The sequence below is a fragment of the Lachnoclostridium sp. An76 genome (genome assembly GCF_002161355.1).
Lineage (GTDB): Bacteria > Bacillota > Clostridia > Lachnospirales > Lachnospiraceae > Mediterraneibacter > Mediterraneibacter caccavium.
On the sequence record NZ_NFHL01000003.1, the window covers coordinates 1 to 25,317 of the forward strand.

Genomic DNA, 25,317 nt, shown 5'->3' on the forward strand with positions numbered 1-25,317 from the left:
TCCTTTCTTTTGTGGGGTGTTACCCCCCCCCCCCCAATAATTTTTATATTTTCCTTGTTACTCATCTCTTTCCTTTCTGCCGGAACTCCTATATATGTCCCCGGCTCCATAATATTCGTTACGACCACAGCCCCTGCTCCAACCATGCACTCTGAGCAGACAGAGAGATTATTACTCACACTTGCTCCGATTCCGATCCATGTTTTTTCCCCTATGTGTACTGTTCCGGCAATATGTGCTCCTACCGATACATGGACAAAATCTCCAATTTGATCATCATGTTCCACAACAGCTCCCGAATTAATGATACAATGTCTGCCAACAGCGGCATCTGCATTGATTACAGCATTGGCCATAATGACTGATCCCTCGCCGATTTTTACTCCCATATTTGAAATAACCGCTGACGGATGGATCACTGTGTACCATTGAACGCCGTCCATTTTTAATGCTATCTTTTCGCGGATTGATGCATTGCCAATCGCAATGATAAAATAATACTCTTGATATTCTTTAAAACATTCTACTTTCCCTAAAACAGGAAAACCAATAAATCTTCCAGGTAATTCGGGATTATCATCTAAAAAGCCGATTACTCGATCTCCTGATTGAATAATAACATCCGCAACCACTTTCCCATGGCCGCTTGCCCCAATTATAATAACTTCTTTCTGCATTATACGCTGCCTCACCGCTCTTCCGCACTCCCCTTAAACTCTTCCATCGTCGCCGCCGTCTCCGAACTGATCCCCTCCCTCTTCAACACCGTCTTCACGGTCTGAAAAATGATCTTCCAGTCCCCAAGAAACGACACATGATCCACATATTCCACGTCCAGGTCAAACTTCTCTTCCCATGAGATTGCATTTCGTCCGTGTACCTGTGCATATCCGGTAAATCCCGGGCGCACCTCATGGCGTCTCGCCTGGTGTTCATTATACAGAGGCAGATATTTGACCAACAGGGGTCTCGGTCCCACTACTGACATATCTCCGTTTAAGATATTAAAAAGCTCCGGGAGCTCATCCAGACTTGTGGATCTGAGCATTTTCCCGAAAGAGGTAAGTCTGATCTCATCCGAGAGAAGATTTCCCTCACTGTCTTTTTCATCTGTCATTGTACGGAACTTGTATAAAGTAAACACTTTTCCGTCCAACCCCGGCCGTTCCTGCTTAAATAAGACCGGAGATCCCAGCCTCAGCCTGACCAGGAGCACCGTAACTGCCATCACCGGCGACAGCACGATAATTGCAGCCAGCGCGCAGCAGAAGTCCTGCGGGCGTTTAATATATTTTTCGTAAAATCCCTGTTTGTGTCCTTGTACTGCTGCCTGATCCGCCTCATCCGGTTTGGATACCTTCTTCTTTTTCCTGGCCGCATATGACACTGCCGTGATGCCCGCCGCTGCGGCCAGCATTACGGATACTGCTTTTTTCCATTTACTCATTTTACCGGAAACATCCCTTCACGATCTCAATCACTTTCTCCTGCTTCTCCGCTGTCATCTTATTATCACTCGGCAGGCACAGTCCTCTCTGGAATATATCCATTCCCACATCCAACGGCTTACCGTCTTTTCCTTCTGCGCCGCCTTCGATATAGGCATTGGTCACTGCCCTTCCATTGCCTTCCCTTGTGACGAACCCGTTCATCCGGTAGATTGGCTGCATGTGCATCGGTTTCCAGATGGGTCGCCCTTCTGCATTATATTTTGCCAGCGTCTCCAGTATTTCTGTCGGACAGGATTTTCCCGGCTCCGTGATATACAGGGCTTCCTGCTCTCCTCTCACCTGCCTGCACATTGCCTCCGGCTTAATCAGCATACAGCTCAGCCAGAAGTTTGGTTCGCTGCTTTCCCCGTCATAAGGATTCATCTTGACCGGAAGATCTTTAAATCCTTCTTTATATCTTTCATAAATCGCTTTTTTCTGCGCGATATGCTCTTCCAGATAGGGGAACTGCCCTCTTACCACTCCGGCGATCACATTGCTCATCCGGTAATTGTAGCCCAGCTCTTCATGCTGATACCACGGTGCATTCTCTCTGGACTGGGTGGACCATTTTCTTACTTTGTCTGCCGCTCCTTTTTCATCCGTGAGCAGCATTCCCCCGGAAGATCCGGTGATGATCTTGTTCCCGTTGAAGGAAATACAATTGTACTTTCCGAATGTCCCTGTCTGTTTTCCTCTGTATACAGCTCCGAGTGATTCCGCCGCATCCTCAATGACCACCGCGCCATGCCTGTCGCATATTGCCTTCAGTTCGTCTATTTTCCCCGGTGTTCCGTAGAGATGGGCTATGACCACGACCTTTACGTCAGGATAAATCTCAAACGCCTTCTCCAAAGCCGCGGGATCCATATTCCATGTATCATATTCAGTATCGATAAAGACCGGTACGCCGCCTTCATAGACAACCGGATTCACTGTCGCGTCAAATGTCATGTCTGAACAGAATACTTTATCTCCCGGCCGGACGCCTGCCAGTTTTACCGCCATGTGAAGGGCAGCTGTCCCTGCTGAAAGCGCCACAGCGTAGGCGCACCCGACCTTCCGGCATGCCATTTTTTCTGCTTCATTGATATTCTCGCCAACCGTTGACATCCAGTTTGTATCAAATGCAGCTTTCATATATTCCATCTCCGGTCCGTGCATTGTGGGACTGGAAAGCCATATTTTATTTTCAAATGGTGTTATTTCTGTTTTCAAAACATATTACCTCTGTTTCTTCATTCCTTCTGTATTTCCCATAAAATAAGATCCCCCATGGACTCTTACTGTATTTTCTCTTTTATCTTTCCTTGCGTTGTCACCTTCGCCACAATCTCCAGCCCCACCTGTGTCTCAACCTTCCTCCCGAACATCTCGACTTCCAGATAAGCCCTTCTCTTATGCCGGTCCACCTTCCTGATCATCCCTTCATGCCCTTTCAGCGGTCCGCTCGTGACAACTACCCTGTCATCCTCGATGATCCCTTCTGACATGGCGACGATCTGTTCCTCTTTCCCGAATTCCATCAGAAGATCAACCTCATCTTCTGCCAGCGGCACAACTTCCTTTCCCGTGCCTATCAGCTTCGTAAGGCCGATCACCTTTTTCAGGCAGTGATACAGCTGTTCCTCATCTTCGCTGACGAGGAATACATACCCGGGGAACAGGATCTTTCTCTCCTTATGCCATTCTCCCTGATACCGCTTCATCTGCTCGCAGTAGGGGATAAAACAGTGCTCCAGTATTTCTTTTTCTATCACTCTCTCACACTGCTGCCGGATTTCTTCCTCCATACCGGTCCGCACCTGTATTACATACCACATACCATCCCTGCCTCTGCAATGTTCTCCGCACTGTGTTTCCATTCAATCGAAATCGAAAAAGAGTATGCTTCGCCATTTTGGCTGCCATCCGGCACCCAAATCCATGTCAGTCATGTCCCTTCTCAGGACCGGACGCGGCAAAGCGACGATCCGTCCCTCAAAGTTCTTATACCCGGAGATCCGGCTTATACGTCGGCACGATCCCCGCTACGATCTCCTTGATCCTTCCATCCTCATGCCGGCTCTCTTCGTCCAGCTCATCTAGCTGTGCCTCAAACTTCTCATCATCCATCTTGATCGGCTTCCCGATATGGATCAGCTCGTTCTCTGTATCCTGCATTCCTTCCTCGTCCATGAGCAGCTCCTCATACAGCTTCTCCCCCGGACGCAGTCCCGTATATTCCACCATGATATCCACATCCGGCTCATACCCGGAGAGGCGGATCAGGTTTCTCGCCATATCATCGATCTTCACCGGATCCCCCATATCCAGGACGAAGATCTCGCCGCCCTTTGCATAGTAGGATGCCTGGAGCACCAGTGACACAGCCTCAGGTATGGTCATAAAATAACGGATGATATTCTTATCCGTCACAGTCACCGGGCCGCCTGCCGCGATCTGCTTCTTAAAGAGCGGAATCACACTTCCATTACTCCCCAGTACGTTTCCGAATCGCACTGCTACAAAATCTGTCCCCGGGCACTTCCGGTTCATCATCTGCACGACCATCTCACACAGCCTCTTGGACGCTCCCATGATATTTGTGGGGTTTACTGCCTTATCCGTGGAGATGAGGACGAACTTTTTCACCCCGGCCGCCGCGGCTGCCTTGGCCGTCTTATATGTACCGATCACATTGTTCTTGATTGCCTCGTTCGGGCTGTCTTCCATCAGAGGCACATGCTTGTGCGCCGCCGCGTGGAAGACTACATCCGGGTGGTATGTCTGCATGATCCAGTTGATCCGGTTTGTATTTCTTACTGACCCGATGCGCACATCCAGGTTCAGTTTATCGCCATATCTTCTGACCAGCTCCTGCTGGATGTCATAGGCATTATTCTCATAGATATCAAAGATCACAAGCTTACCCGGCTGTGCCCCGGCAATCTGACGGCACAGCTCGCTTCCGATCGAGCCGCCGCCCCCGGTGACGAGCACGGTCTTCCCTTTGATGGAATGAAGGATTTCTTCGTTATTTACTTTTACCTGCGCCCTGCCCAGGAGATCTGTGATCTCCACGTCCCGGAGAGTGCTCACACTGACTTCTCCGTTTATGAGCTGGTACACGCCCGGCACGGTCTGCATCCTGCACCCGGTATCTTTGCAGAGATTCAGGATATCCTTCCTGTTTTTCCCGGTTGTCGCTGGTATCGCATATATGATACGGTTAATGTCGTACTTTTTGATCATATCCACAATATCATAACGGTTCCCCACGATCGGGATGCCTTCCAGCATCCTCCCCTTTTTATTCGGGTTATCGTCTATGATGCAGCACACTTTTACATCCGTTTGATTCGAATTGATCAGTTCTTTGATCAAAGTCTGTCCCGCCTGTCCGGCGCCAATGACCATGACACGGTCCTGCGTCTTACTGTGGTCCATTCCGCTGCGGTTGGCGTAAAACCGGAGCAGCCTGTACGAGAACCGGATCCCCGCTGTCAGGCAGAAGCTTATGATATAGCCCATCAGGTACCAGCTTGCCGGCATATGCAGATCCATGAACAAAGCGCCGCCCGCATACGCCAGGATCAGCAGGGCATATGCTGTCAGGATGGACCGCAGCTCCGCCACGCTGGCGAGGCGCCAGATACTGTGGTAAAGCCTGCATCCGTAAAATATCACGACTGTGACAATGATCCAGTACGGCATCGCCCACAGATAGCCCTGCAGGTACTGTCCCGGTACCTGCCACGGTCTGAGGTCAAACCGCAGCACAAGCGCCGCATAATAAGAAAATGCAATCGTCAGGACGTCTGCCAACAGAAGAAGAAGGGCTTTATGTATCCATTTCATGCCGGTTTCTCTTTTCCCCTCTCCCATTATACCCTTATCCTCCTGTGTCTGTATAAATAGATCGCCGCCCCGGCTGCAAGAGCCACAGCAGAAGCGATCACTGCATTGACCGGATCTACGGCAAGCGCCGCAGCCGGTGCCGCGTCCTGACTGATGACTTCCGCTGTATCAGCCGCATTCCCGCTCACAAGGCTCATACCAAACAGGTTTACGATATAATTAAGATATTCCATTCTCATTTATCTTCCTTTAAATAACTTTCTCAAAAACGGTCCGCAGGACTTCCCATTTCCCACACAAAGGCGCGCCTATTCTCCCACGCGCGCCCACTGTTGTCCATCTTATAAGCAATCTACTCGTGTCTTGCTTTTCTGTATACCGCTGTCCCGGCAGCTCCCAGTACAACTGCAGCTCCGAGCCATGCAGCCCATCCGTACGTCATCCCGGTCTTCGGTGAGGTCCCGACCGACGCATCCGCGCCGCCGCTCACTTTTCCGATCACAGCTACCGGTGAGAGGTCTTCGAAGATCACTGTCACTTCTTTATTTGTGTAATCTACATTCTCAGGCTCTACGATCTCCCATACACTCCTGCCCGTACTGTAATGGAGGAGTCCTACCTCAGATACATTCTCTGACAGCGCCGGCACAGACAGATTAACTTTATATTTACCGCCTTCTACCTGTACGCCTCCGTTGATCGGGATCAGGTCAAAGAATTTTGTCAGCATGACCTTCCCTTCCAGGTCGTCCGCCAGCTCCGGGGCAAGGTCCGCCACGCTCTGGAGTGTCTCAGCCCCGGAATTCACTGCCTCGATCTTCGCCATCACTTCCGGTGCAGACGCAGCCAGATCCGGCAGCACGTCCGCGGATGCCTCTTTCAGTTCGTACCATCCGACAGAATCTCCTACAAGTGTCATTTCTCCGGTCTTGCTCTCTCCTGCTGCAAATACTGCCACTGCCTGTGACACGATAAGCGCTGCCGCAAGGATCGTGCCAAATAATTTCTTTCTCATATCGTCCCTTCCTTTCTTTAAACTGCTCTTAATGCTTTTTTATTGTTCTATTGATATCAGTACGGCCTGCACAAGATAACGCCTGTCCGCCTGGTTACCATAGCATGTTGACAATGTGATAATCTTATCCTCGTCTGTGACTGCCTGTCCGGTATCGATACAGGCGCCCATCTCCCGGATCGAAAAAACGGAATCCAGATACTGACGGTAGATTTCTTTATCATCAAAATCAAAACTCTGCATGAGATGTCTGTCGTCATACAGGTATGCTGCAAATATCCTGTAATGCCGTATCGCGTCCGGCGTATAGACCAGCACTTCTCTGTTCGCGTCAAAGAAGCTCCTGTCCTGATATTTCAGGAGATTCTGGAACATACTTCCGTTCGCCATGTCATGCCCGTAGATCACGGTATTCGGATCTTCAAAGTCCCGGCTGTTATAGGTTTCCGTATAGATCGATCCTTCCGGGCTTACTTCGCCGTCGATCGTGTGTGTCAGATAATATGTATTATCCGTCTCACTCTGTACAATGGGATAATCGACCGCCGTCCCCGGTATTGTGATCCATGCGTAGATATCCGGATTTTTCGACTGCAGCGCGGCGAAATCGATCGGGATCTCGACGCCGCTGTCTTCGGGCTTTTCTTTTGGGACTCCCGTCCCCACCTCTGCCCTTAGGGCGCTGTAACCGTCCCCGGCATTCTTCTCTTTCAGGTACTGCCGGATCCCGACCCCTGCGCACACGGCTGCGGCGAGGAAAATAAGGATGCTCACCGCGAGATATTTCTTTTTCACGGCTTCTCACCTCTTCCGCCGCTCTCTGTTTCTCTGTAAAATGTCTCCAGGATTTTCTCATAGAGCGCATCATCATCCACATGATACTCATCATAGGATTTTCCCTGCACTCCCTCTCCCGGCACTGTCCAGTTCTCTGTCACGCTCCCTGCCGCGGCGCTCTCCATCAATTTGACGAATTCGTCATTCCCCATGCTGGTGACCATATACGGTTCCAGCGCCATATAGAGCTCCGCCGCAAACGCGGTCCCGTCCGCAGCTTTTTTCTGCGCCGCTTCCCCGAACGCACGGATGTATTCCTTCTGCCGCTCTGTGCGGGCAAGCGCGCTCTGCGGGGTTGATGTATCTCTGTATCTCACAAACAGCTCTGTATTTTCTTTGTCTAATGTCACCTGAGCCCCTTCTGAGAACTCAGGGTACGCTTCTTCCATACTGTCATTAGGGACTGTGACTGTTACTGTCCCCACACTCTCCGTAAGCACCGGGATGCCGTCAAGGTTCACAGCGCAGTATCCCTGGATAGGCAGTCCGTACAGAAGATCTGACACTGCCTCCTCGGTCAGCCGGCAGCTCTCATGCCCTCCGTCTCCATACGCGTAGGAAAGGCTGATATGGTCTTCTGACTTCCCCAGGCTCTCTCCGCCCGGGCCGAATGCCTCGACCTCAGTCATGGTATCCCTTGGGATGGTGACCACGCTGACCGTCTTCTCTACCCGGTCCCATGAGAGCAGGTACAGGGCATCCGCCTGTCCTGCGTCTGCCTGCCCGACGGAAGTTTCTGCCTTTTCTCTTGTATCTATCCCCAGCAAAAGATAATTGCTCAGGTGGTCATTATACTGGTATTCTTTTCCTTCCCAGATCACTGTCCCGGCGTCAGGAGTATCTGCATCTGCATTCCCGCCGGTCTCCTGCGCCTGCTCTCCCGGCCGCACTGTCCTGAAAACGAGAAATCCCACCGCCAGTGCTGCTGCCGCTGCCACGCACACCGGGATCAGCCACAGTTTCTTTTTCCGCTTTTTTCTTCCAGTCATTTACTTCTCTTCACCGTAATAATAGCTGTATTTTGAATAATACTTATTTTTCTTTATATCGACTTTATTCAGCACTGCCCCAAGGATATGGCAGCCGCTCATCTCCAACTGCTGCTTTACTTTTAAAGCCACCCGCCTGCTTACCAGGTCGCTCTCCACGACCAGGATCGCTCCGTCACACTGCCTTGCCACGACTGCGGCATCTGTCAGGCTCCCGACCGGCGGCGTATCGACCAGCACATAATCATATTTCCCCCGCATTGTATGCACAAGGGAAGCGAAGCTTTCCTGCGCCAAAAGCTCCGATGGGTTCGGAGCTGACGGGCCGGCGAATATGATGTCTACATCCCGGAAATTTGTGCTGTATACAATATCCTGCAGTCCGCTCTGGCCGCTGAGGTACTGTGAGAGGCCTGCTGTCTTCTGCTTCACCTGGAACCTGCTTATATAACTGGATTTGCGGATATCCGCATCCAGGACGAGCACTTTTTTCCCCATCTTTCCGATCTCGAGCGCGAGCTGGAAGACCACATCGCTCTTTCCCTCATTGGGGTAACAGCTCGTAATGACGATGGACTTAACCTCTGTCCCGGTGAACTGTATATTTGTACGGAGGGTCTTAATGGCTTCTTCGTAGAAATAATCATTCTGCTTGGGATCTGTCATGATCACCCTGCGTTCCGTCATTTATGTTTCCTCCTCTTTCTTTTGCGCTTTGATTTCTTTTCCGACTTCCCGGAGATATAGTCTTTCCGGTCCGGTATGCTCGCCAGCGTCGGGATCTTCAGATATCTTTCGATATCATCCTCTGACCGGAGACTGTCATCCATGATCGTCATCAGTGTCACAACTCCTGCCGGCAGGACCAGACCTGCCAGTGCGCCGAGCATCACATTCCTGCTCAGGCTCGGGCTTGCCTGCGATGTGGGCACCTCTGCTTTCTCTATGATCTTTGGCGGCACGACTTCCATCTTGTCGCCGATATACTCAGAAGACACAGCTGCGAGTTCATCCGCGAGCTCTTTTGCCAGCTCCGGATCCGGGTTCGTCACTGTGATCTGCAGGATCCGTGTCTCATCCGGGTTATTGATGGATACGTTTCCTTTCAGGGCGCCGTATCCCATATCAAGCCCCAGGTTATCGATCACTTCTTCAAGCACGCTCCGGCTCGTGATCAGCATACTGTAGTCCTTCGTGAGCTGACTCCCGAACTGCAGGTCCGCGATCGAAGTGAGCGTGGTCTCTTTCGAAATGACAAGCACAGTCGAAGTCGCGCTGTACAGAGGTGTGATCAGCAGCTTGGTGTAAGCTCCCGCGATCAGCGCTCCGGCCAGCAGAGCAGCCACAATGATAAGGACCCTCTTTTTCAGGGCATACAGTATCTCTACCAGGTCGATTTCCATCTCGTCATTATCGTATGTTTTTTCCATAATTATGGTTTCCTCTTACCTTATTTATTTGCGCACCGGTTATACTTTATATTTCTTTTCCTTCCAGCAGCCCCATCGCGTTTCTCTTAAGCACTGCTTCTATATAACTGCTGCTGAGTTCCTTTTCCATCCACCTTACGGCTCTCTCCGTCTCCGGTCCGCGCCCCTCAGTGTTATGCATATCTGTCCCCAGGAAATCCGCCAGCCCCCGCCGCAGTATCTTCCTGCACCATCTGGCCGTCCCCTGATGCCATTTCCCGCCCGCCGGCCGGAAATTGAGCTGTACACATGCCCCCTGTTTCTTCAGTTCTTCCAGTCTTCCCTCTTCCCGCAGCGCCTGATACCGCTCTGCATGCGCCAAGACCGGGCGGTAACCTGCAAGGGTCAGTTCCCTGACCGCACTAAATATGTAAGAATACGGTGCCGCAGGCAGAAATTCGACCATGACATATCTTGTGCCGGCTATGGTGAGAAGTTTTTCCTCTTCCAGTAAGCTCAAAGCATCTTCAGAGTACATGATCTCCTGTCCCGGCCAGATCTGGATCTCTGTTTTCAGTCTCGCACGCGCCTGTGCCTGCACTTCCCGGCACAGTCTCCGTATACGGTCTGGACATATGTTTGGAAATCTGCCGGAATAATGCGGCGTCGCTATCACGCCCCGTATTCCCTGCTGCCCGGCCTGCCGGAGCATGCGGATACTTTCCTGCATATCTGAAGCTCCATCGTCCAGTCCCGGCAGGATATGGCTGTGTGTATCAATAATCCATGTCATCCGGCAATGTTCCTCTCCTATCGACGATATCCAGTGAAATGATACCTCAGTTCGCCATTTTATGTCAAGCAATTTTGCTCTTTTTACATTTTTTACATTTTTTACATTTTTTGGTATAACAGTTCAGCCATCGGGCTGCGCGGGAGAGAAAATCATGCTCGCATGATTTTTCGAGCGGGCAGTCCGATGAGCTGAGCGCCCGTTAATGAGGAAAACAGCGGCGGCAGCCGCAGTAAGCACGCAGTGCGGTTTTCCGAATGGCGCGGCTGAACTGTTACTTTTCGTTCAACAGTTATTACTGCGCCTTTTCCCTTCACATCCTCGATCATGCCCACGACTGCCACCGGCTTCGCTGCCGACGGGTCTGCCGTCTCGCAGATAAACCATCCGCGCTCCACGCCGCTATTTCTTACAGCTCCTGTTTTACTGCTCCGGTTTCACCCAGCCACTTGCGTACAACCTGGACGCTTTCATCCAACGCCTGGGCGATCTTTTCCGTACTCATACCCATTTGAGCAAGATTCCCCGCTACTTCTTTTGCCTTTTCTTCCTTCCCTTTCTGTTCGATCCACTCTGTCACTTCACACATTATATTCTCCCCTCACAGCCTCGCCTTAAAATCCTCATATCCGAATGTTTTTACGATTTCACACGTCCCGTCCTCTCTCTCGAGAACGATATCCGGGAGCCTCATCCCGTTGAATGTATTCGTCTTCACCATTGTATAGATCGCCATATCCTGAAACTCCAGACGGTCTCCACATTTCAGCGGCTGTGCGAAGGAATAATCCCCGATCACGTCCCCCGCAAGGCATGTGGGCCCTGCCAGCCGGTACTCATACGGCCGCTCGTGTCCCGCTGTTCCGCTGTCCGCAGCGCCGCTGCCCACAGAACTGCTGCCCGAAGGACTGCTTCCCGCAAAACCGTTGCCGCCCGCATTCTCCTCCGCCGGATCGCCCGCGTCTTTCAGCGGCGGCCGGTACGGCATCTCCAACACGTCCGGCATATGGCACGCAGCGGAAGCGTCCAGGATCGCGATCTTCATCCCGTTCTCCACGATCTCCATCACTTCTGTTATAAGCTCGCCGGCATTCAGCGCCACTGCCTCCCCGGGTTCCAGATAGACTTCCACACCGTATGTTTCCTTCATATGGCGGATGCAGCGCTTCAGCAGTCCAATATCATAGCCAGGTCTCGTAATGTGATGCCCGCCGCCGAAATTCACCCATTTCATCCTGTGCAGATATTTCCCGAATTTCTCTTCCACTGCCCGAAGCGTCTTTGCCAGGTCGTCGGAATCCTGCTCGCATAATGTATGGAAATGCAGCCCGTCCAGTGCGGAGATATCTTCCTCTGACATCTCTTCCTCAAACTTTTCCAGCGTAGTCCCCAGTCTGGAAAACGGGGCGCACGGGTCATAGATCGCATGTCCTTCCTGTGTCGAGCACTCCGGGTTGACCCTCAGCCCCATGCTCCTGCCCGCCTGCTTTACCTGTTCCTTATATTTCTTCACCTGCGCCGGGGAGTTAAACACGATATGCCCGCACAGCCTAAGGATCTCCGGCATCTCCTCTTTCTTATACGCCGGGGAGAAGATATGGTTCTCCTTTCCCATCTCCTCGTATCCCAGTTTTGCCTCATACAGCCCGCTCGCTGTGGTTCCGTCCAGGTACTGCCCGATCAGCGGGTATACCCGGTACATGGAGAACGCCTTCTGCGCCAGCAGGATCCTGCATCCCGTCTCCATGCGGACTTCTTTCAGTATCTCCAGATTTCTCCTGAGTCCCTCCTCCCGCACCACAAAACAGGGAGTTTTTAACTGTTCTTTTCTCATAATAAATGACCTGCCATATCACCCTAATCCGAATTTACTCTACCAGCTCCGGATCCTCGCTGATCTTCCACGGCAGCCCCCATTTATTGAGCGCGTCCATGAACGGATCGGGATCGAATTCTTCCATATTATATACACCCGGTTTCTGCCATGTCCCGGTCATTACCATCATTGCCCCGATCATCGCCGGTACTCCGGTCGTATAGGCAACTGCCTGGGAGCCGACTTCCTTATAGCATTCCTGGTGGTCACATGTATTATATATGTAGAGTTTCTTCTCCTGCCCGTCTTTTTTCCCGATGAAGATACAGCCGATATTGGTCTTTCCCTTTGTGCGCGGCCCCAGTGACGACGGATCCGGGAGCACTGCTTTTAAGAACTGGAGCGGCACGATCTCTTTCCCCTCATACATGATGGGTTCTATGGAAGTCATGCCCACATCTTCCAGACATCTTAAGTGGTTCAGGTAGCTTTCCCCGAATGTCATGAAGAAACGGATGCGTTTGATCCCCGGGATATTCAGCGCCAGGGACTCAATCTCCTCGTGGTGGAGCAGGTACATATCCTTTTCTCCAATCTCCGGGAAATTGTACACTCTCTTGATCTCCATGGGCTCTGTCTCTACCCAGTGCCCGTTCTCCCAATAGGAGCCTTTCGCGGACACTTCGCGGATATTGATCTCCGGGTTAAAGTTCGTGGCGAACGGATAGCCGTGGTCCCCGGCATTGCAGTCCAGGATATCAATATAATTTATTTCGTCAAAATAATGTTTCAGTGCATAAGCGGAGAACACACTTGTCACTCCCGGGTCAAACCCGCTTCCAAGAAGGGCGGTCAGCCCTGCCTTCTCGAACTTCTCCCTGTACGCCCACTGCCATTTATACTCAAACTTCGCCGTATCCTCCGGCTCATAATTCGCTGTGTCAATATAGTGGACGCCTGCTGCCAGACACGCATCCATAATCGTAAGGTCCTGATACGGCAGCGCCAGGTTGAGCACCACTTCCGGCTTTTCCTTTTTGATCAGAGCTGTCAGTGCTTCCACATCATCCGCGTCCACCTGCGCGGTCGTGATCTTCGTCTTTGTAGTCCCCTCCAGCTTTTCTTTAAGCGCGTCGCACTTTGACACTGTCCTGCTGGCAATGCACAGCTCCGTAAATACTTCGTCATTCTGGCAGATCTTATGGATCGCCACACTGGCTACTCCTCCGCAGCCGATTACCATTACTTTTCCCATTTTCAATCTCCTCTCTGCCCGGTCTGTCCCCGGGAACTATTTCTCCCTGTTTTCTAATTGGCAATATTTCTGTTTCTCTCCTCTGTCCCAGGCCTCGCCGTCCGCCCGCGCTTACGGCTTACGATCCCGATTCACGACCGCGATCAGCATCTCCCTGATGATCTTGCACGCCGCCGCTGTGGACGCCCCGGTCGGGTCGCAGGGCGGACACAGCTCATTCACATCGCAGCCGATCAGATTCACTTTTTCACACACTTCCGTCACCGCCCGCATCGCGGTGAGGAAATCCACTCCGCCCGGCTCAGGCGTCCCTGTCCCAGGGAATACAGATGGATCCATCACATCCAGGTCTACCGTAAAGTACACCGGCACATCTCCCAGTTCCGCCAGGACTTCTCCCAGCCCTTCCAGGCTGAACGGATGGAAATCTGTATGCCCGCTCTTCGCCCAGTCAAACTCGTATTTTTCTCCGGACCGGATGCCGAACTGGTGGATACGCCCGTCGCCGACCAACTCCCAGCACCGCCGGATCACGCACGCATGGGACAGCTCCACTCCCAGATAGTCCTCCCGCAGGTCTGTATGCGCGTCAAAGTGGAGGATATGCATGTCCGGATACTTCTTTACAGCCGCGCGCACGCTTCCCAGCGTGACCAGGTGCTCACCGCCGATCATGAACGGCAGCTTCCCATCTGCAAATATCCCTGCCGCGCACTCTTCGATCTGCCCCAGCACCCGCTCTGAGCTCCCGATCGCCAGCTCCAGGTCGCCGAGGTCATACACCCTTCCCTCGGTCAGCTCTTTGTCCTGATACGGGCTGTATATCTCCAGCCCGTAGGAATCCCCCCGTATGGCCGCTCCCGCGAAACGGGTCCCCGGCCGGAAGGACGTCGTTGAGTCGAAGGGCGCTCCGAAGATCACCACATCCGCCTCATCGTACCCCGCATCGCAGCCGATAAAATTTACAATATTCTTCTGCATTCTCTCTCCCTTAGTCATCTCTCTTTCCCCACTCTCCCTTTGCCATGCTCATCTCTCCACATCCTCCAGCAGTTCTTCCACATACGCCGGGAGTGCGAACACGCCGGCGTGCAGCCTCGGCTCATAATATTTCGTGCGGATTCCTTTTAGTTTCCACGCTACTTTATCCAGATCGTCCAGTGGATGGTACTTCTTCGACGCGAACCCGAACAGCCAGTGTCCCGACGGGTAGGACGGGATATGTGCCTGGTAAACCCGGCAGATGGGGAAGGTCTCCACGATCCGCTTGTGCATCCTCTGGCACTGGAACGCCTCCTCCGTATAGAAGGGGCTCTCATTCTGGTTGATCATGATCCCGTCCTCGTGGAGCGCATTATAGCAGTTGCCGTAAAACTCTTTCGTGAACAGCCCTTCGCCCGCGCCGAACGGATTCGGCGAGTCAATGATGATCAGGTCGTATGCATCCCCTTTTGATCGGATAAACCTTAATCCGTCCTCGTGGAAGATATTGACCCTCTCGTCTGTCAGGCTGTTGGCGATCTCCGGGATATATTTCCGGCATACCTCCACGAGCAGAGGATCCGGCTCCACCACGTCGATCTTCTCGATATCGTCATACTTGATCAACTCCCGGACGACGCCTCCGTCGCCCCCGCCCACGACAAGCACTTCCTTTACATCCGGGTGCACTGCCATCGGCACGTGGGTGATCATCTCGTGGTAGATGAACTCATCCCGCTCTGTCAGCATCAGATCCCCGTCCACCACAAGGATCTTCCCGAAATCTTTCGACTCCAGCACATCAATCCTCTGCACCTCGCTCTGGGCGCTGAAAAGCTGCTCTTCGATGCGTATGGACAGCTTCACCCCGTCCGTATGTATGTCTGAAAACCACATTTCCATGGGATATCTTTCTCCTTTCACACAAGCACATTCAGCCGCTCGATCTTCTCATCCTCCGGCCCTGTCATGGAGCATCCTTTCTCCTTCGCATACACGATATAATCGATGATCTCGTCCGTGATCTCTTCCCCCGGCGCCAGCACCGGGATCCCCGGCGGATAGCACATGACGAACTCCGAGCAGATCCTCCCTTTCGTCTCCTTAAGTGGAAGCGATTCCTTCTCCGCATAGAAGGAATCCTGCGGGGTCATGACCACTTTCGGGGCGATATATTCCTGGGAGAGCATCCCCGCCTTATCCTTCTTGTACCGCCGCCTCAGATCCGCCAGCGCGGTCACCAGCCGCTCCACCTCGCGGATACGGTCCCCGATGGACAGGTAGGCAAGGATATTGCCCAGATCGCCGAACTCGATCTGGATATCATACTCATCCCTTAAGATGTCATACACCTCGATCCCTGCCAGTCCGATATCCAGTGTGTGGATGGACAGCTTCGTAAGGTCGAAATCATAGATGCTGTCCCCGTTGACCATCTCCCGGCCGAACGCATAGTAATCTCCGATCGCATTGATCTCTTCCCTCGCGTATTCCGCCAGGTCCGTTACCATTTTAAATGACGATTCTCCCCTGAGCGCCAGGTTCCGCCTGGAGATATCCAGGCTGGAGAGAAGCAGATAGGACGCGCTGGTCGTCTGGGTCAGGTTAATGATCTGCCGGATGTAACCGGGATTCATGTTTTTCCCGGTCAGGAGGAAGGAGCTCTGGGTCAGGCTCCCCCCTGATTTATGCATGCTCACCGACGCAATGTCCGCCCCCGCTTCCATCGCGGAGACCGGCAGATTCCTGCCGAAATAAAAATGGGTGCCGTGGGCTTCATCCGCCAGGACTTTCATCCCTTTTTCATGAGCCATCTTCACGATCGCTTTCAGGTCGGAGCAGATGCCGTAATACGTCGGATTATTAACGAACACTGCCACTGCATCCGGGTTCTCCCTGATCGCCGCCTCCACGTCCGCGCGCTTCATGCCCAGAGAAATGCCCAGCGCCTGGTCCACATCCGGGTTCACATAGATGGGCTTTGCCCCGCAGAGCACCATTGCATTGATCACGCTTCGGTGGACATTCCTCGGCAGGATGATCTTATCGCCTTTCTTGCAGCACGCCAGCACCATCGTCTGCACCGCGGAGGTCGTGCCGCCTACCATAAGGAAGGCGTGATCCGCGCCGAACGCTTCCGCCGCCAGTTCTTCTGCTTCCTTGATCACGGACACCGGATGGCAGAGATTGTCCAGGGGCTTCATGGAGTTGACGTCAATGCTGACGCACCTCTCGCCCAACAGTTCGACCAGCTCCGGGTTCCCTCTCCCGTGCTTATGCCCCGGCACGTCAAACGGCACGACTCTGTTCCTCCTGAACCGCTCCAGCGCCTCGTAGATCGGTGCCCTTGTCTGTGATAAATTTCCCATATCATCTGCCCTCTTTTCCCAAACTTCTTCCCTGCATATGAAAACACAGGCTCAAGCGCGCTCCGCACTCAGCCTGTGTCCTGTCTTCTTCCTATATCTATACCGCATCGCCGCCCTGCCCGCTGTCCGGGACCTGCGCGCCGGTATTTCTCTTATTCAGATTTAACAGATATTGGACGTAGAGTCTATATAGCAAATATTTTTACTTTTACTACTCTTATTGACCGTTTCACAAGTTGTGTATGCGTACATGCACACCAGGGTTATAAAGTAACCAACTTATAAAATTTGAGCTTCTAACTCAATCAATAATGCAGCCTCGCGCTGCGTAAAATATTTGCATGGAGAACGTACCAAATATCTGCTTTCCATACATTGGGTATGGTACCACAGAAAATCTCCTAATTCAAGCTTTTTTTCGCATTCTCCTGTCCACCGCTCTGTTCACCACTCTGTCCTTTATGTGCCTCTGTATGCGCCGCTGTATTCGCCGCTTTATGCGCCTTCGGGAACCTTATATTCACCCGGAACAGATCCCCGTCCAGATACAGCTCGAACTCGCCGCCCTGCATGTCAGTCAGGCTCTTGGCGATGGACAGCCCCAGCCCGCTGCCTTCCGTGCTCCTGGACAGGTCGCCTCTGATAAACCTCTCCGTCAGCTCATCCGCCGAAAAGTTGAGCTGCTGCTCGGATACGTTTTTCAGGGAAAATTCCACCTGTTCCCCGCTCAGCGTCAGGTCCGCATACACCCGGGTCCCGGGCATCGCGTATTTCGCCGCGTTGCCGAAGATGTTTTCCAGCACGCGCCACATCCGCCGTCCGTCCACGTAGATGACCGCCGGCTCTTCCGGCATATTCAGCACCACAGTCAGGTTCCGTGCGGCGAATTTCTCCGCCATCTCTCCCTCTGTCTGGCGGACCAGCTCTCTTAAATCCACATTCATATATTCCAGGGTGATATTCCCGCTGCTCACCTTGGACGCTTCCACCACATCCTCGGTCAGCGTCTTGAGGCGCTGTGCCTTTGCCTCCAGGATATCCAGATAGCCCCGGATCTTTTCATCCGCGATGTCTGAGCGCTTCAGGATATCTACATAATTAATAATAGACGTAAGCGGCGTCTTGATATCGTGGGATACATTGGTGATCAGGTCTGTCTTCAGCCGCTCATTGCGCATCGCCTCATCCACTGCCCGGTTCAGCCCGCTTCCGATATCGTTGACTTTCTCCGCCAGTTCCCGGTCTGCTCCCCGCAGGCCCGTAAGATCGATGCGGTGCTCCAGACTGCCGCCGGCGATCGCCTCGATCCCTTTTCGGATCCGGTTCTTTGCCATCGCGCTGCTCAGGACGAACCAGACTGCCGCGAGTGCAGCCGCCAGCGCCAGCAGCACAGTCGGACCGGAGCGCACCAGGATAGCCAGCCACTGGATGCAGAGGAATCCCCCAAACAGAAGTCCCGCCCTCACGGTCACGGTGCGCGCGCGGAACACCCGTTCCGAAAACCGGATCACTGCCAGAAGGAGACTTCCCTTCCAGAGAATTTTCGCCTTGATCCTCCTGACCAGGCTCGTATAGCCCCAGAAGAAACACAGGAAGGTAAATGCTCCGTACAAGAAGACCGTAAACACATCCGCCATCCCCAGATCCCGGGTAAGCATTGCAGAATAAACCTGCGGCTCTGTCCCTGTCGCCAGGTTATAATAGCTGTCGGCATAGTATGGTTCTCCCCAGTTTCCGCCTACATATCCTCCGCCTACAGCGAGCCATGTCACACAGGCCCAGGCAAGGACCACGGCCGCAGCCCCCAGCCCGGTCTTCCACCGGTCAAACGCATTCAGGTGGACCTCCTCATCCTCGGGCCGCTTCCCCGCCGCTGCGGTGAGCCACACCGCAGAGATGAGCAGAAGGATCCCCCCCGCGAAAAATCCTGCCACAGAGTACCGCAGGAAAGGAACATTCTGATCGTAGATCTCCCTGCCTTCATAGAACTGATCCCGGACCGGATAGGACGTGTCCACCGAAGCCGCGAAGATAATGCCCGAATCCCGGCCTGTCTCCTGGCTTTTCACCGCTTCCCATTCTCCCGATGCGGATACATTCATATTGGTCTCAAAATCTTTCAGCTTCGGATAGACAAACATATACTTCACATGGTCCCCGGATTTCATCGCTTCCAGATTTTTCTCCGCATCCTCATATTCCCTGTACTCACTCCTGTTTGTCTCCACTCTTTTCGTATCCGTATTGATATACAGATAAGTAAGGTTTGTATTCCCTTCTTCCAGATGGGCCCAGCCGTACTGATACGTGGAAAATTCATCATAGATCGTGCCCAGGGTCATTTCCAGAGCATCATACACAGCGGACAGCTTTCCGTTCAGATCCTCCGACCCATTGACCAGCTGGAGCAGGTTTTCCGCCCCCACAGGAGCGAACTGCTCGCGCAGGCTCTGGCCGAAGTTCCAGCAGTCTGTGTACACCGTGCTCCCGTCGCTTCCCAGGATCTTCATCCCACCGGAAGCCCCGGAAGACTCGTACATGCCATTCTCCAGTCCCTGGAGATAGATCTCCTGGTTCATGTACGCGTCAGCGAATTCCATCCTCAGTTCTCCCGCTCCGAAGAGTGCCAGGAACTCCTCCAGATAATAATAGTGATACTGTCCATCCGGCTTCTGGCAGACGATCACGCCGTTTTCTGTATAGTCATCGCCCGCGTCAGAGGAATAATCCTCTCCCCACTCCAGCAGGTCGCCCAGGGTATAGGCAACCCCTGCCGCATATTCGCCGTCCGCCCTGCCGTCCCGGTAATATTCCACTACGTCTACCGGCTTCTCCGGGTTGTACGCGCCGTCCATCTCAAAAAAATCTTCCAGCCGGAACATATGGAAGACCTGCGACATAGAATCGCTGACCGCTGCCTTAAAGTCCGCGGACTCTTCATAAGGCTGGTTTGTCATGCTCAGGATCTTCGCCGGATCCGCCGTCCCCGCGAATGTGGTCCCCACAGCAAAAGACGTCACAAATACCGCGCCGCTCAAGACCCCCGCGATCAAAACAGCTGCCTTGACGGCAGCCTTTCTGTACCATTTTCCCATAAAACTCCCTTCTTCACTTTCCTGCCTTACATCTTCTCGATCTTGTAGCCCACGCCCCAGACGACCTTCAGGTACCGGGGATCTTTCGGGTTGATCTCGATCTTCTCTCTGATGTGGCGGATATGCACTGCCACCGTATTGTCCGCCCCGATCGCCTCCTCATTCCAGATCGACTCATAGATCTGGCTGATGGAGAATACGCGCCCCTGGTTCTTCATCAGCAGGAGAAGGATATTGTACTCAATAGGCGTCAGCTTCACAGGTTCGCCGTCCACGGTGACTTCTTTTAGATCGTCATTGATCCGCAGTCCGCCCACCTCGTAGACCTCATCCTGGTCTTCCTTCACAGAACCGCCCAGCTGATTGTACCTGCGGAGCTGGGATTTCACCCTCGCTACGAGCTCCAGCGGGTTAAACGGCTTCGTCACATAATCGTCCGCCCCCACATTCAGCCCGAGGATCTTATCCGCGTCCTCGGACTTCGCCGAGAGGATGATGATGGGGATGCTGTTCTTCTCCCTGATCTTTAATGTGGCGCGGATCCCGTCCATCCGCGGCATCATCACGTCCAGGATCAGAAGGCTGATCTCTTCCCGCTCCAGGATATCAAGCGCTTCCAGGCCGTCGTAGGCTTTCAGGACATGGTAGCCCTCCTGGGTCAGATAGATATCGATCGCTTCCACGATCTCTTTGTCGTCGTCACATACGAGTATATTGTACATTGTCATCACCTCCCTTACAGTATACATGATAGGGGAGATTTTTTAAAAGGAGAGGGGGAAATTCTTATGAATTTATTAATTCGCAATAACACTGTGTTCCTATATTTTTGATAGAATATTGCAATTTATACACGATTTTGCTATTATTTGTTTGGGAGATGATGAAATGCCTAATATATCTGGTAGAATTAAATCATTAAGAAAATCCAGGCACGTTACCCAGAAAGAGCTCGGCGCCTACCTGGGGGTCAGCCAAAATGCGGTATTTAACTGGGAAAGCGGAAAAACCGAGCCATCAGCAGAAACCATAGAAAAAATAGCAGCGTTTTTCAAAGTAAACCCTGCTTATTTGATGGGATGGACTGTAAGTGATGAAAAGACAGAGGATATCATTTGTAACTCTGTGAAAGATGACGCAGAAACACAAGCGCCTGAAGAGTCTGCTGCCATTGCCGCATACTTTGATGGTGAAGGATACACAGACAAAGAATTAAAACAAATCGAACGTTTTGCTCATTATATTAAATCTCTGAGAGATAAAAACACCGAATAAGCCGTCCAAAATCGGACACAGCGCACATTGACAATAATATACTTACCCAGGGAGCCGATGGGGCGATATGTAGCCACCTACTCATAAGAGAAAGGGGCTGGTGCTTATGTATGTTACATACAGCGATTTATTCACATTTGTAACTATGCTAGTTGCTGTTATTACCCTTGTTATAACCATCAATAAGCATAACAAAAAATAGCGCCCCCACCTGGTCAGTGTAGCGCTATTTTGTAATACATTTTTGCCGAGGTGGCTAGGTTTCAGCTAGCTATCGGCTCCCTTGTTAAGTATATTATAGTCAACATCCGAATATGTGTCAATCAGTATCTTCCCCGTTACATACCGTATCGTATCATTCCATCCAGCGAGGTGCACCCATGGACCATCCTTTTACCTACGAGATCATATACAGTACGCGCAGGACCACTGCCCTCCAGGTCACGCCTGACGGCAGGGTCATCGTCCGCGCGCCGAAGCGCTGTCCCCGCAGCTTTATCGAAGCTTTTGTCCGGCAGAAGGAAGACTGGGTCATGCGGCAGCTCGCACGTTTCGAAAAACAGAGGAAAGAGCATCCCGCCCCGGAGCGTCCCCCGCTGTCTGACAAAGACCGCGCCAGATACATTTCCATCGCAAGGGATATCTTCACCCGCAAAACTGCTTATTATGCCCGTATCATGGGTGTATCCTACGGGCGGATCGCGATCCGCGAGCAGAAAACGCGGTGGGGGAGCTGCAGCAGCAAAGGGAACCTGAACTTTAACTGGCGGCTGATCCTGGCGCCGGAAGAGGTCCTGGATTATGTTGTAGTCCATGAGCTTGCCCACCGCCGGGAGATGAACCACTCAAAAGCATTCTATGCCATCGTGGGATCTGTCCTGCCCGATTACCGGCAGGCGCGCAGATGGCTGCGGGAGCACGGCGATTCTCTGTGGACAGCAGTGTGAAAAGCTGTGCAGAAACAGGATACGGACTGTGATCCTGTTTTCACTTCCGTCTCTGTATCACAGCGCCCCGATTTCTTTCAGCGTCTGATATACAAAGGAGACCGGCAGCCCCACTACATTATAGTAGTCCCCGTCAATGCGGTCGATATATTTTGCAAAAGCCCCCTGTATGCCATAGCCGCCTGCCTTATCTGAGGGCTCCCCTGTAGCGATATAGCCACGGATCTCATCCTCCGTCATCTCATGTACATACACCGCTGTCTTTACCGCATGGCTGCGCACAGTCTGCATCTTTCCCTCTTTGCAGCACAGCACGGCCACTCCGGTATATACTTCATGCGCCCTGCCCTGGAGAGACTTCAGCATCCGGAAGGCATCCTCCCCGTCCGCCGGTTTCCCCAGTATCTTCTGATCCAGCACCACGACCGTATCCGCGCCGATGACCACAAAGTCCGCCTCTTCCCGGACCAATTGAGCCTGTTGTTCTTCAAAGATTTCTGTGGCGACATTTTCCGCTTTCATGAGTGCCAGCTCTTTTACGATCTCTTCCGGGACCTCACTGTGATAGACTTCCTCCTTATCGCTGACCCTGACTGTGAATCCGATGCCGATCTGGCTTAAAAGCTCCCGCCTGCGCGGTGAGGCAGACCCGAGGATGATTTTTGTTCCCATATGTGTAAATTCTCCTTTTCTCTTTTTCTTCTTTTCCCTTTTTCTTTGTTCTCCTTTTCCCGTCTTCTGTGGTATACTCGTCCCATACACAAAAGACCGGAAAGGAATCGCTCATGCTGAAGATCATCATTTCACCCGCCAAAAAAATGAACATTACAGAGGACGCTCCCCGGGAGCTTACAGTCCCGGTATTTCTTGACCGGGCGTTGGAACTGCATTCCATACTGAAAGGGAAAAGCCTCGCCGAACTGAAATCGCTCTGGAAATGCAGCGACCGTCTCGCCGAACTGAACCGGGAGCGGCTCCACACGTATTCTCCGGTGCTCGCGCTCACCCCTGCGCTCCTCTCCTACGAGGGCATCCAGTACCAGCACATAGCTCCCGGAGTCTTCACGGACTCCCAGTGGGATTATGCGGTCTCCCATCTGCGCATCCTCTCCGGCTTCTACGGCATCCTGTCCCCCACGGACAAAGTGATCCCGTACCGCCTGGAAATGCAGGCAAAGCTGCCGACAGACAGAGGGACAGACCTGTACGGCTGGTGGGGAGAGACTCTGTACAGAGAACTCCTGCGCGAAGGCACGACTGAGCTTGTCAATCTCGCTTCCGCCGAGTACAGCAAAGCCGTCCTGCCCTGGCTGGAACAGCATCGCAGTACAGGGCCGCTTTCATCCGGGGATCCCGCCTTCCCGGGCAGCGCCCCTGCCTGTGTCACCTGTATCTTCGGAGAACTGTCGGACGGCAGGGTCAAAGTCAAGGGGACACAGGCAAAGGCCGCACGCGGCGAGATGGTGCGCTGGATGGCGGAAAACCAGATCACCCGCGCGGCTGACGTCCGGGATTTCGACAGTCCCGGCTGGCATTACCGGGAAGATTTATCCACTGACCGTGAATATGTGTTTGTCAGATAACCGCGACGGTTCAGATCAGACCGGAGCACCTGCATAAATACACGCTGCGGCGCATCAAACCGGACCGCATCAAAAAGGTCACATCTCCTGCCATGCCTTCCTGATCAGTTCCGGCTCCTTCACAAGCCGGTATGCTCCTCTGTACATGCATTCCGCCGCATAGAGCATGCCCTTCTGTCCGATGCTCATCCCCGCCTGGGCTGTCGCCGCCCAGTGATGGAGAGGCGTGTCCCTGCACATGCACGCGGCGCTGAGCATGACAGTGGGCACTGTGTGGCTTACATCCGACACATCCGTGCCGATCGCCAGTGGGACCGGCTCGTCCTCCAGCGGCTCCAGCCCGGAAAACATCCCGGCATCTTTGTCCCTGTCTCTGACCAGACCTGCATTCTCTGTGATCCTCTCCGCGAACCTGATCTCGTCTTCTGTATATTCCGGGAGAGGGACACTCTCCATCTCCTCATAAAACACCTCCGCCAGTGTGCGGTTCGGCTTCATTTCCTTATTGCATGTCACCCGCTCGATCTCCACCCTTGTCCCGGTCATGAGGGCCGCTCCTCTCGCACAGTTATCCACTCTCTCTGAGGCGTCCAGTGTCCGCTCCCATTTGCAGGAACGGATAAAGTAATTCGTCTCCGCATAGGGCGGCACTATATTTGCCGGTCCGTCTGTATTCGTATAGGTATAATGCATCCTCACATCATCCGCCACATGCTCTCTGAGGTAATTAACGCCCACATTCATGAGCTCCGCCGCGTCCAGGGCGCTGCGCCCCATCTCAGGATGCTTTGACGCGTGCGCTGCCTTTCCGTAGAATTTATAATTCTTGATATCCTGGGCCTGCCAGATATCATAGCTGACCCTGTTCCGGTCAAAGGGATGCCATGTCACAGCAGCGGACAGGTCGTCAAAGACACCCTGCTCATTCATCCGGATCTTCCCGACCACGATCTCCTCAGCCGGGCAGCCGTACACGCGCACCGTCCCCGCCAGGCCTTCCTCTTCCATCCTGTCCTTCAGTGCGCACGCCGCACCTGCGCAGGCGCTCCCGAGGAGATTGTGCCCGCACCCGTGGCCCGGACCGCCGGTTCCCTTCTGCTCTGGTACGCACACCTGCCCCAGCCCGGGGAGCGCGTCGTATTCCGCCAGGAACCCGATGACCGGTCCGCCGCTGCCCCACTCCGCGGTAAATGCGGTTTCAAAGCCCGCAGTCCCCCAGCTTACTTCAAAGCCTTCGCTTTCCAGGAATCGTGCCAGCCTGCGGGAAGAATATGTTTCCTGCATGGACAGCTCCGGGTGACAGAAGATGTCATCCGCTGTCTCCTTCATTTTTCTAATAATCTCATCTCTCATGATCTTCTCTCCGTTCTCTTCCGCGGCAGTCTCTCATACAACAGCCGCCTGCATCCGCCGTGCCGCAGGATATCCGGGCAGGCGCTTAATCCATTATAACATCTGCCGCCGCTATGTCCACACCCTCTGCCCGTCCGCTTCTGTTTTCCTGTCTGATTCCCTGCCTGTTTTCCTGCCCGCTTCCCCATCTGCCCGATTCCTGTCAGTTCTGTTCTCCCCGTTGATATACCGCACCTCTTCAAATGTGGTTTTGTGTGGTTTTTCGTTTTA

At 53.0% G+C, this 25,317-nt stretch carries 26 protein-coding genes; 3 read left to right on the plus strand and 23 right to left on the minus strand.

Annotation, left to right across the window (positions count from 1 at the left end):
- The 21 genes from B5G27_RS06790 to B5G27_RS06890 form a co-directional block, all read right to left on the minus strand.
- The coding region (locus B5G27_RS06790; RefSeq protein ID WP_143449659.1) for an acetyltransferase at positions 1 to 677 on the minus strand (677 nt) is incomplete at its 3' end.
- Positions 678 to 688: 11 nt separating this feature from the next.
- Positions 689 to 1,447 (minus strand): sugar transferase, encoded by a 759-nt coding sequence (locus tag B5G27_RS06795; protein WP_242958261.1) that lies wholly within the window; start codon positions 1,445 to 1,447, stop codon positions 689 to 691.
- 1 nt (position 1,448) lies between these two features.
- Positions 1,449 to 2,654 (minus strand): DegT/DnrJ/EryC1/StrS family aminotransferase, encoded by a 1,206-nt coding sequence (locus tag B5G27_RS06800; protein ID WP_087178466.1) that lies wholly within the window; start codon positions 2,652 to 2,654, stop codon positions 1,449 to 1,451.
- 119 nt (positions 2,655 to 2,773) lie between these two features.
- Complete coding sequence (gene loaP, locus B5G27_RS06805; protein ID WP_087178182.1) at positions 2,774 to 3,313, minus strand: antiterminator LoaP; 540 nt, start codon at positions 3,311 to 3,313, stop codon at positions 2,774 to 2,776.
- A 166-nt stretch (positions 3,314 to 3,479) separates the two neighbouring features.
- A complete protein-coding gene (locus tag B5G27_RS06810) occupies positions 3,480 to 5,330 on the minus strand; it encodes a nucleoside-diphosphate sugar epimerase/dehydratase (protein WP_242958262.1) in 1,851 nt (616 codons plus the stop codon).
- Positions 5,331 to 5,356: 26 nt separating this feature from the next.
- Positions 5,357 to 5,563: a hypothetical protein gene (locus B5G27_RS06815; RefSeq protein WP_087178184.1), complete on the minus strand. Its 207-nt coding sequence runs from the start codon at positions 5,561 to 5,563 to the stop codon at positions 5,357 to 5,359.
- Positions 5,564 to 5,682: 119 nt separating this feature from the next.
- Positions 5,683 to 6,345, minus strand: coding sequence for a cell wall protein (locus B5G27_RS06820; protein WP_087178185.1), 663 nt, complete (start codon positions 6,343 to 6,345; stop codon positions 5,683 to 5,685).
- 39 nt (positions 6,346 to 6,384) lie between these two features.
- On the minus strand, positions 6,385 to 7,140 hold the full coding sequence (gene srtB, locus B5G27_RS06825) for a class B sortase (RefSeq protein WP_087178186.1): 756 nt from the start codon (positions 7,138 to 7,140) through the stop codon (positions 6,385 to 6,387).
- Entirely contained in the window at positions 7,137 to 8,171 is a 1,035-nt protein-coding gene (locus tag B5G27_RS06830) for an LCP family protein (RefSeq protein WP_087178187.1), read from the minus strand. The genes srtB and B5G27_RS06830 overlap by 4 nt, the downstream gene beginning before the upstream one ends.
- Complete coding sequence (locus B5G27_RS06835) at positions 8,172 to 8,858, minus strand: CpsD/CapB family tyrosine-protein kinase (protein WP_087178188.1); 687 nt, start codon at positions 8,856 to 8,858, stop codon at positions 8,172 to 8,174. It lies immediately after the preceding gene.
- Complete coding sequence (locus tag B5G27_RS06840; protein WP_087178189.1) at positions 8,855 to 9,601, minus strand: YveK family protein; 747 nt, start codon at positions 9,599 to 9,601, stop codon at positions 8,855 to 8,857. The genes B5G27_RS06835 and B5G27_RS06840 overlap by 4 nt, the downstream gene beginning before the upstream one ends.
- A gap of 46 nt (positions 9,602 to 9,647) precedes the next feature.
- Positions 9,648 to 10,373 (minus strand): CpsB/CapC family capsule biosynthesis tyrosine phosphatase, encoded by a 726-nt coding sequence (locus tag B5G27_RS06845; protein WP_087178190.1) that lies wholly within the window; start codon positions 10,371 to 10,373, stop codon positions 9,648 to 9,650.
- A gap of 152 nt (positions 10,374 to 10,525) precedes the next feature.
- Positions 10,526 to 10,771: a hypothetical protein gene (locus B5G27_RS06850; protein ID WP_087178191.1), complete on the minus strand. Its 246-nt coding sequence runs from the start codon at positions 10,769 to 10,771 to the stop codon at positions 10,526 to 10,528.
- 11 nt (positions 10,772 to 10,782) lie between these two features.
- Entirely contained in the window at positions 10,783 to 10,962 is a 180-nt protein-coding gene (locus B5G27_RS06855) for a hypothetical protein (protein WP_087178192.1), read from the minus strand.
- 12 nt (positions 10,963 to 10,974) lie between these two features.
- On the minus strand, positions 10,975 to 12,207 hold the full coding sequence (locus B5G27_RS06860) for a carboxynorspermidine decarboxylase (protein WP_087178193.1): 1,233 nt from the start codon (positions 12,205 to 12,207) through the stop codon (positions 10,975 to 10,977).
- 34 nt (positions 12,208 to 12,241) lie between these two features.
- Entirely contained in the window at positions 12,242 to 13,444 is a 1,203-nt protein-coding gene (locus tag B5G27_RS06865) for a saccharopine dehydrogenase family protein (RefSeq protein WP_087178194.1), read from the minus strand.
- Positions 13,445 to 13,555: 111 nt separating this feature from the next.
- The gene (gene speB, locus B5G27_RS06870) at positions 13,556 to 14,425 is read right to left on the minus strand and encodes an agmatinase (RefSeq protein WP_087178195.1); all 870 of its coding nucleotides are present in this window, start codon (positions 14,423 to 14,425) and stop codon (positions 13,556 to 13,558) included.
- Positions 14,426 to 14,473: 48 nt separating this feature from the next.
- Complete coding sequence (speE, locus tag B5G27_RS06875; RefSeq protein WP_087178196.1) at positions 14,474 to 15,328, minus strand: polyamine aminopropyltransferase; 855 nt, start codon at positions 15,326 to 15,328, stop codon at positions 14,474 to 14,476.
- Between the two features lie 17 nt (positions 15,329 to 15,345).
- The gene (locus tag B5G27_RS06880) at positions 15,346 to 16,794 is read right to left on the minus strand and encodes an aminotransferase class I/II-fold pyridoxal phosphate-dependent enzyme (RefSeq protein ID WP_087178197.1); all 1,449 of its coding nucleotides are present in this window, start codon (positions 16,792 to 16,794) and stop codon (positions 15,346 to 15,348) included.
- Positions 16,795 to 17,195: 401 nt separating this feature from the next.
- On the minus strand, positions 17,196 to 19,889 hold the full coding sequence (locus tag B5G27_RS06885; RefSeq protein WP_087178198.1) for a sensor histidine kinase: 2,694 nt from the start codon (positions 19,887 to 19,889) through the stop codon (positions 17,196 to 17,198).
- Between the two features lie 26 nt (positions 19,890 to 19,915).
- Positions 19,916 to 20,611, minus strand: coding sequence for a response regulator transcription factor (locus tag B5G27_RS06890; RefSeq protein WP_087178199.1), 696 nt, complete (start codon positions 20,609 to 20,611; stop codon positions 19,916 to 19,918).
- A 166-nt stretch (positions 20,612 to 20,777) separates the two neighbouring features.
- On the opposite strand from B5G27_RS06890, the gene B5G27_RS06895 reads away from it, so the two are divergent.
- Entirely contained in the window at positions 20,778 to 21,164 is a 387-nt protein-coding gene (locus tag B5G27_RS06895) for a helix-turn-helix domain-containing protein (protein WP_087178200.1), read from the plus strand.
- A gap of 380 nt (positions 21,165 to 21,544) precedes the next feature.
- On the plus strand, positions 21,545 to 22,111 hold the full coding sequence (locus B5G27_RS06900; protein ID WP_087178201.1) for a M48 family metallopeptidase: 567 nt from the start codon (positions 21,545 to 21,547) through the stop codon (positions 22,109 to 22,111).
- Positions 22,112 to 22,168: 57 nt separating this feature from the next.
- Here the strand turns inward: B5G27_RS06900 and B5G27_RS06905 are convergent, their stop codons facing one another.
- Positions 22,169 to 22,783: a Maf family protein gene (locus B5G27_RS06905; RefSeq protein ID WP_087178202.1), complete on the minus strand. Its 615-nt coding sequence runs from the start codon at positions 22,781 to 22,783 to the stop codon at positions 22,169 to 22,171.
- A 113-nt stretch (positions 22,784 to 22,896) separates the two neighbouring features.
- Here B5G27_RS06905 and B5G27_RS06910 point away from each other — a divergent pair, with 113 nt between their 5' ends.
- Complete coding sequence (locus B5G27_RS06910) at positions 22,897 to 23,694, plus strand: YaaA family protein (RefSeq protein ID WP_087178203.1); 798 nt, start codon at positions 22,897 to 22,899, stop codon at positions 23,692 to 23,694.
- A 78-nt stretch (positions 23,695 to 23,772) separates the two neighbouring features.
- Here B5G27_RS06910 and B5G27_RS06915 read toward each other — a convergent pair whose 3' ends face one another.
- Positions 23,773 to 25,047: an amidohydrolase gene (locus B5G27_RS06915; RefSeq protein ID WP_087178204.1), complete on the minus strand. Its 1,275-nt coding sequence runs from the start codon at positions 25,045 to 25,047 to the stop codon at positions 23,773 to 23,775.
- Positions 25,048 to 25,317: the final 270 nt, after the last annotated feature.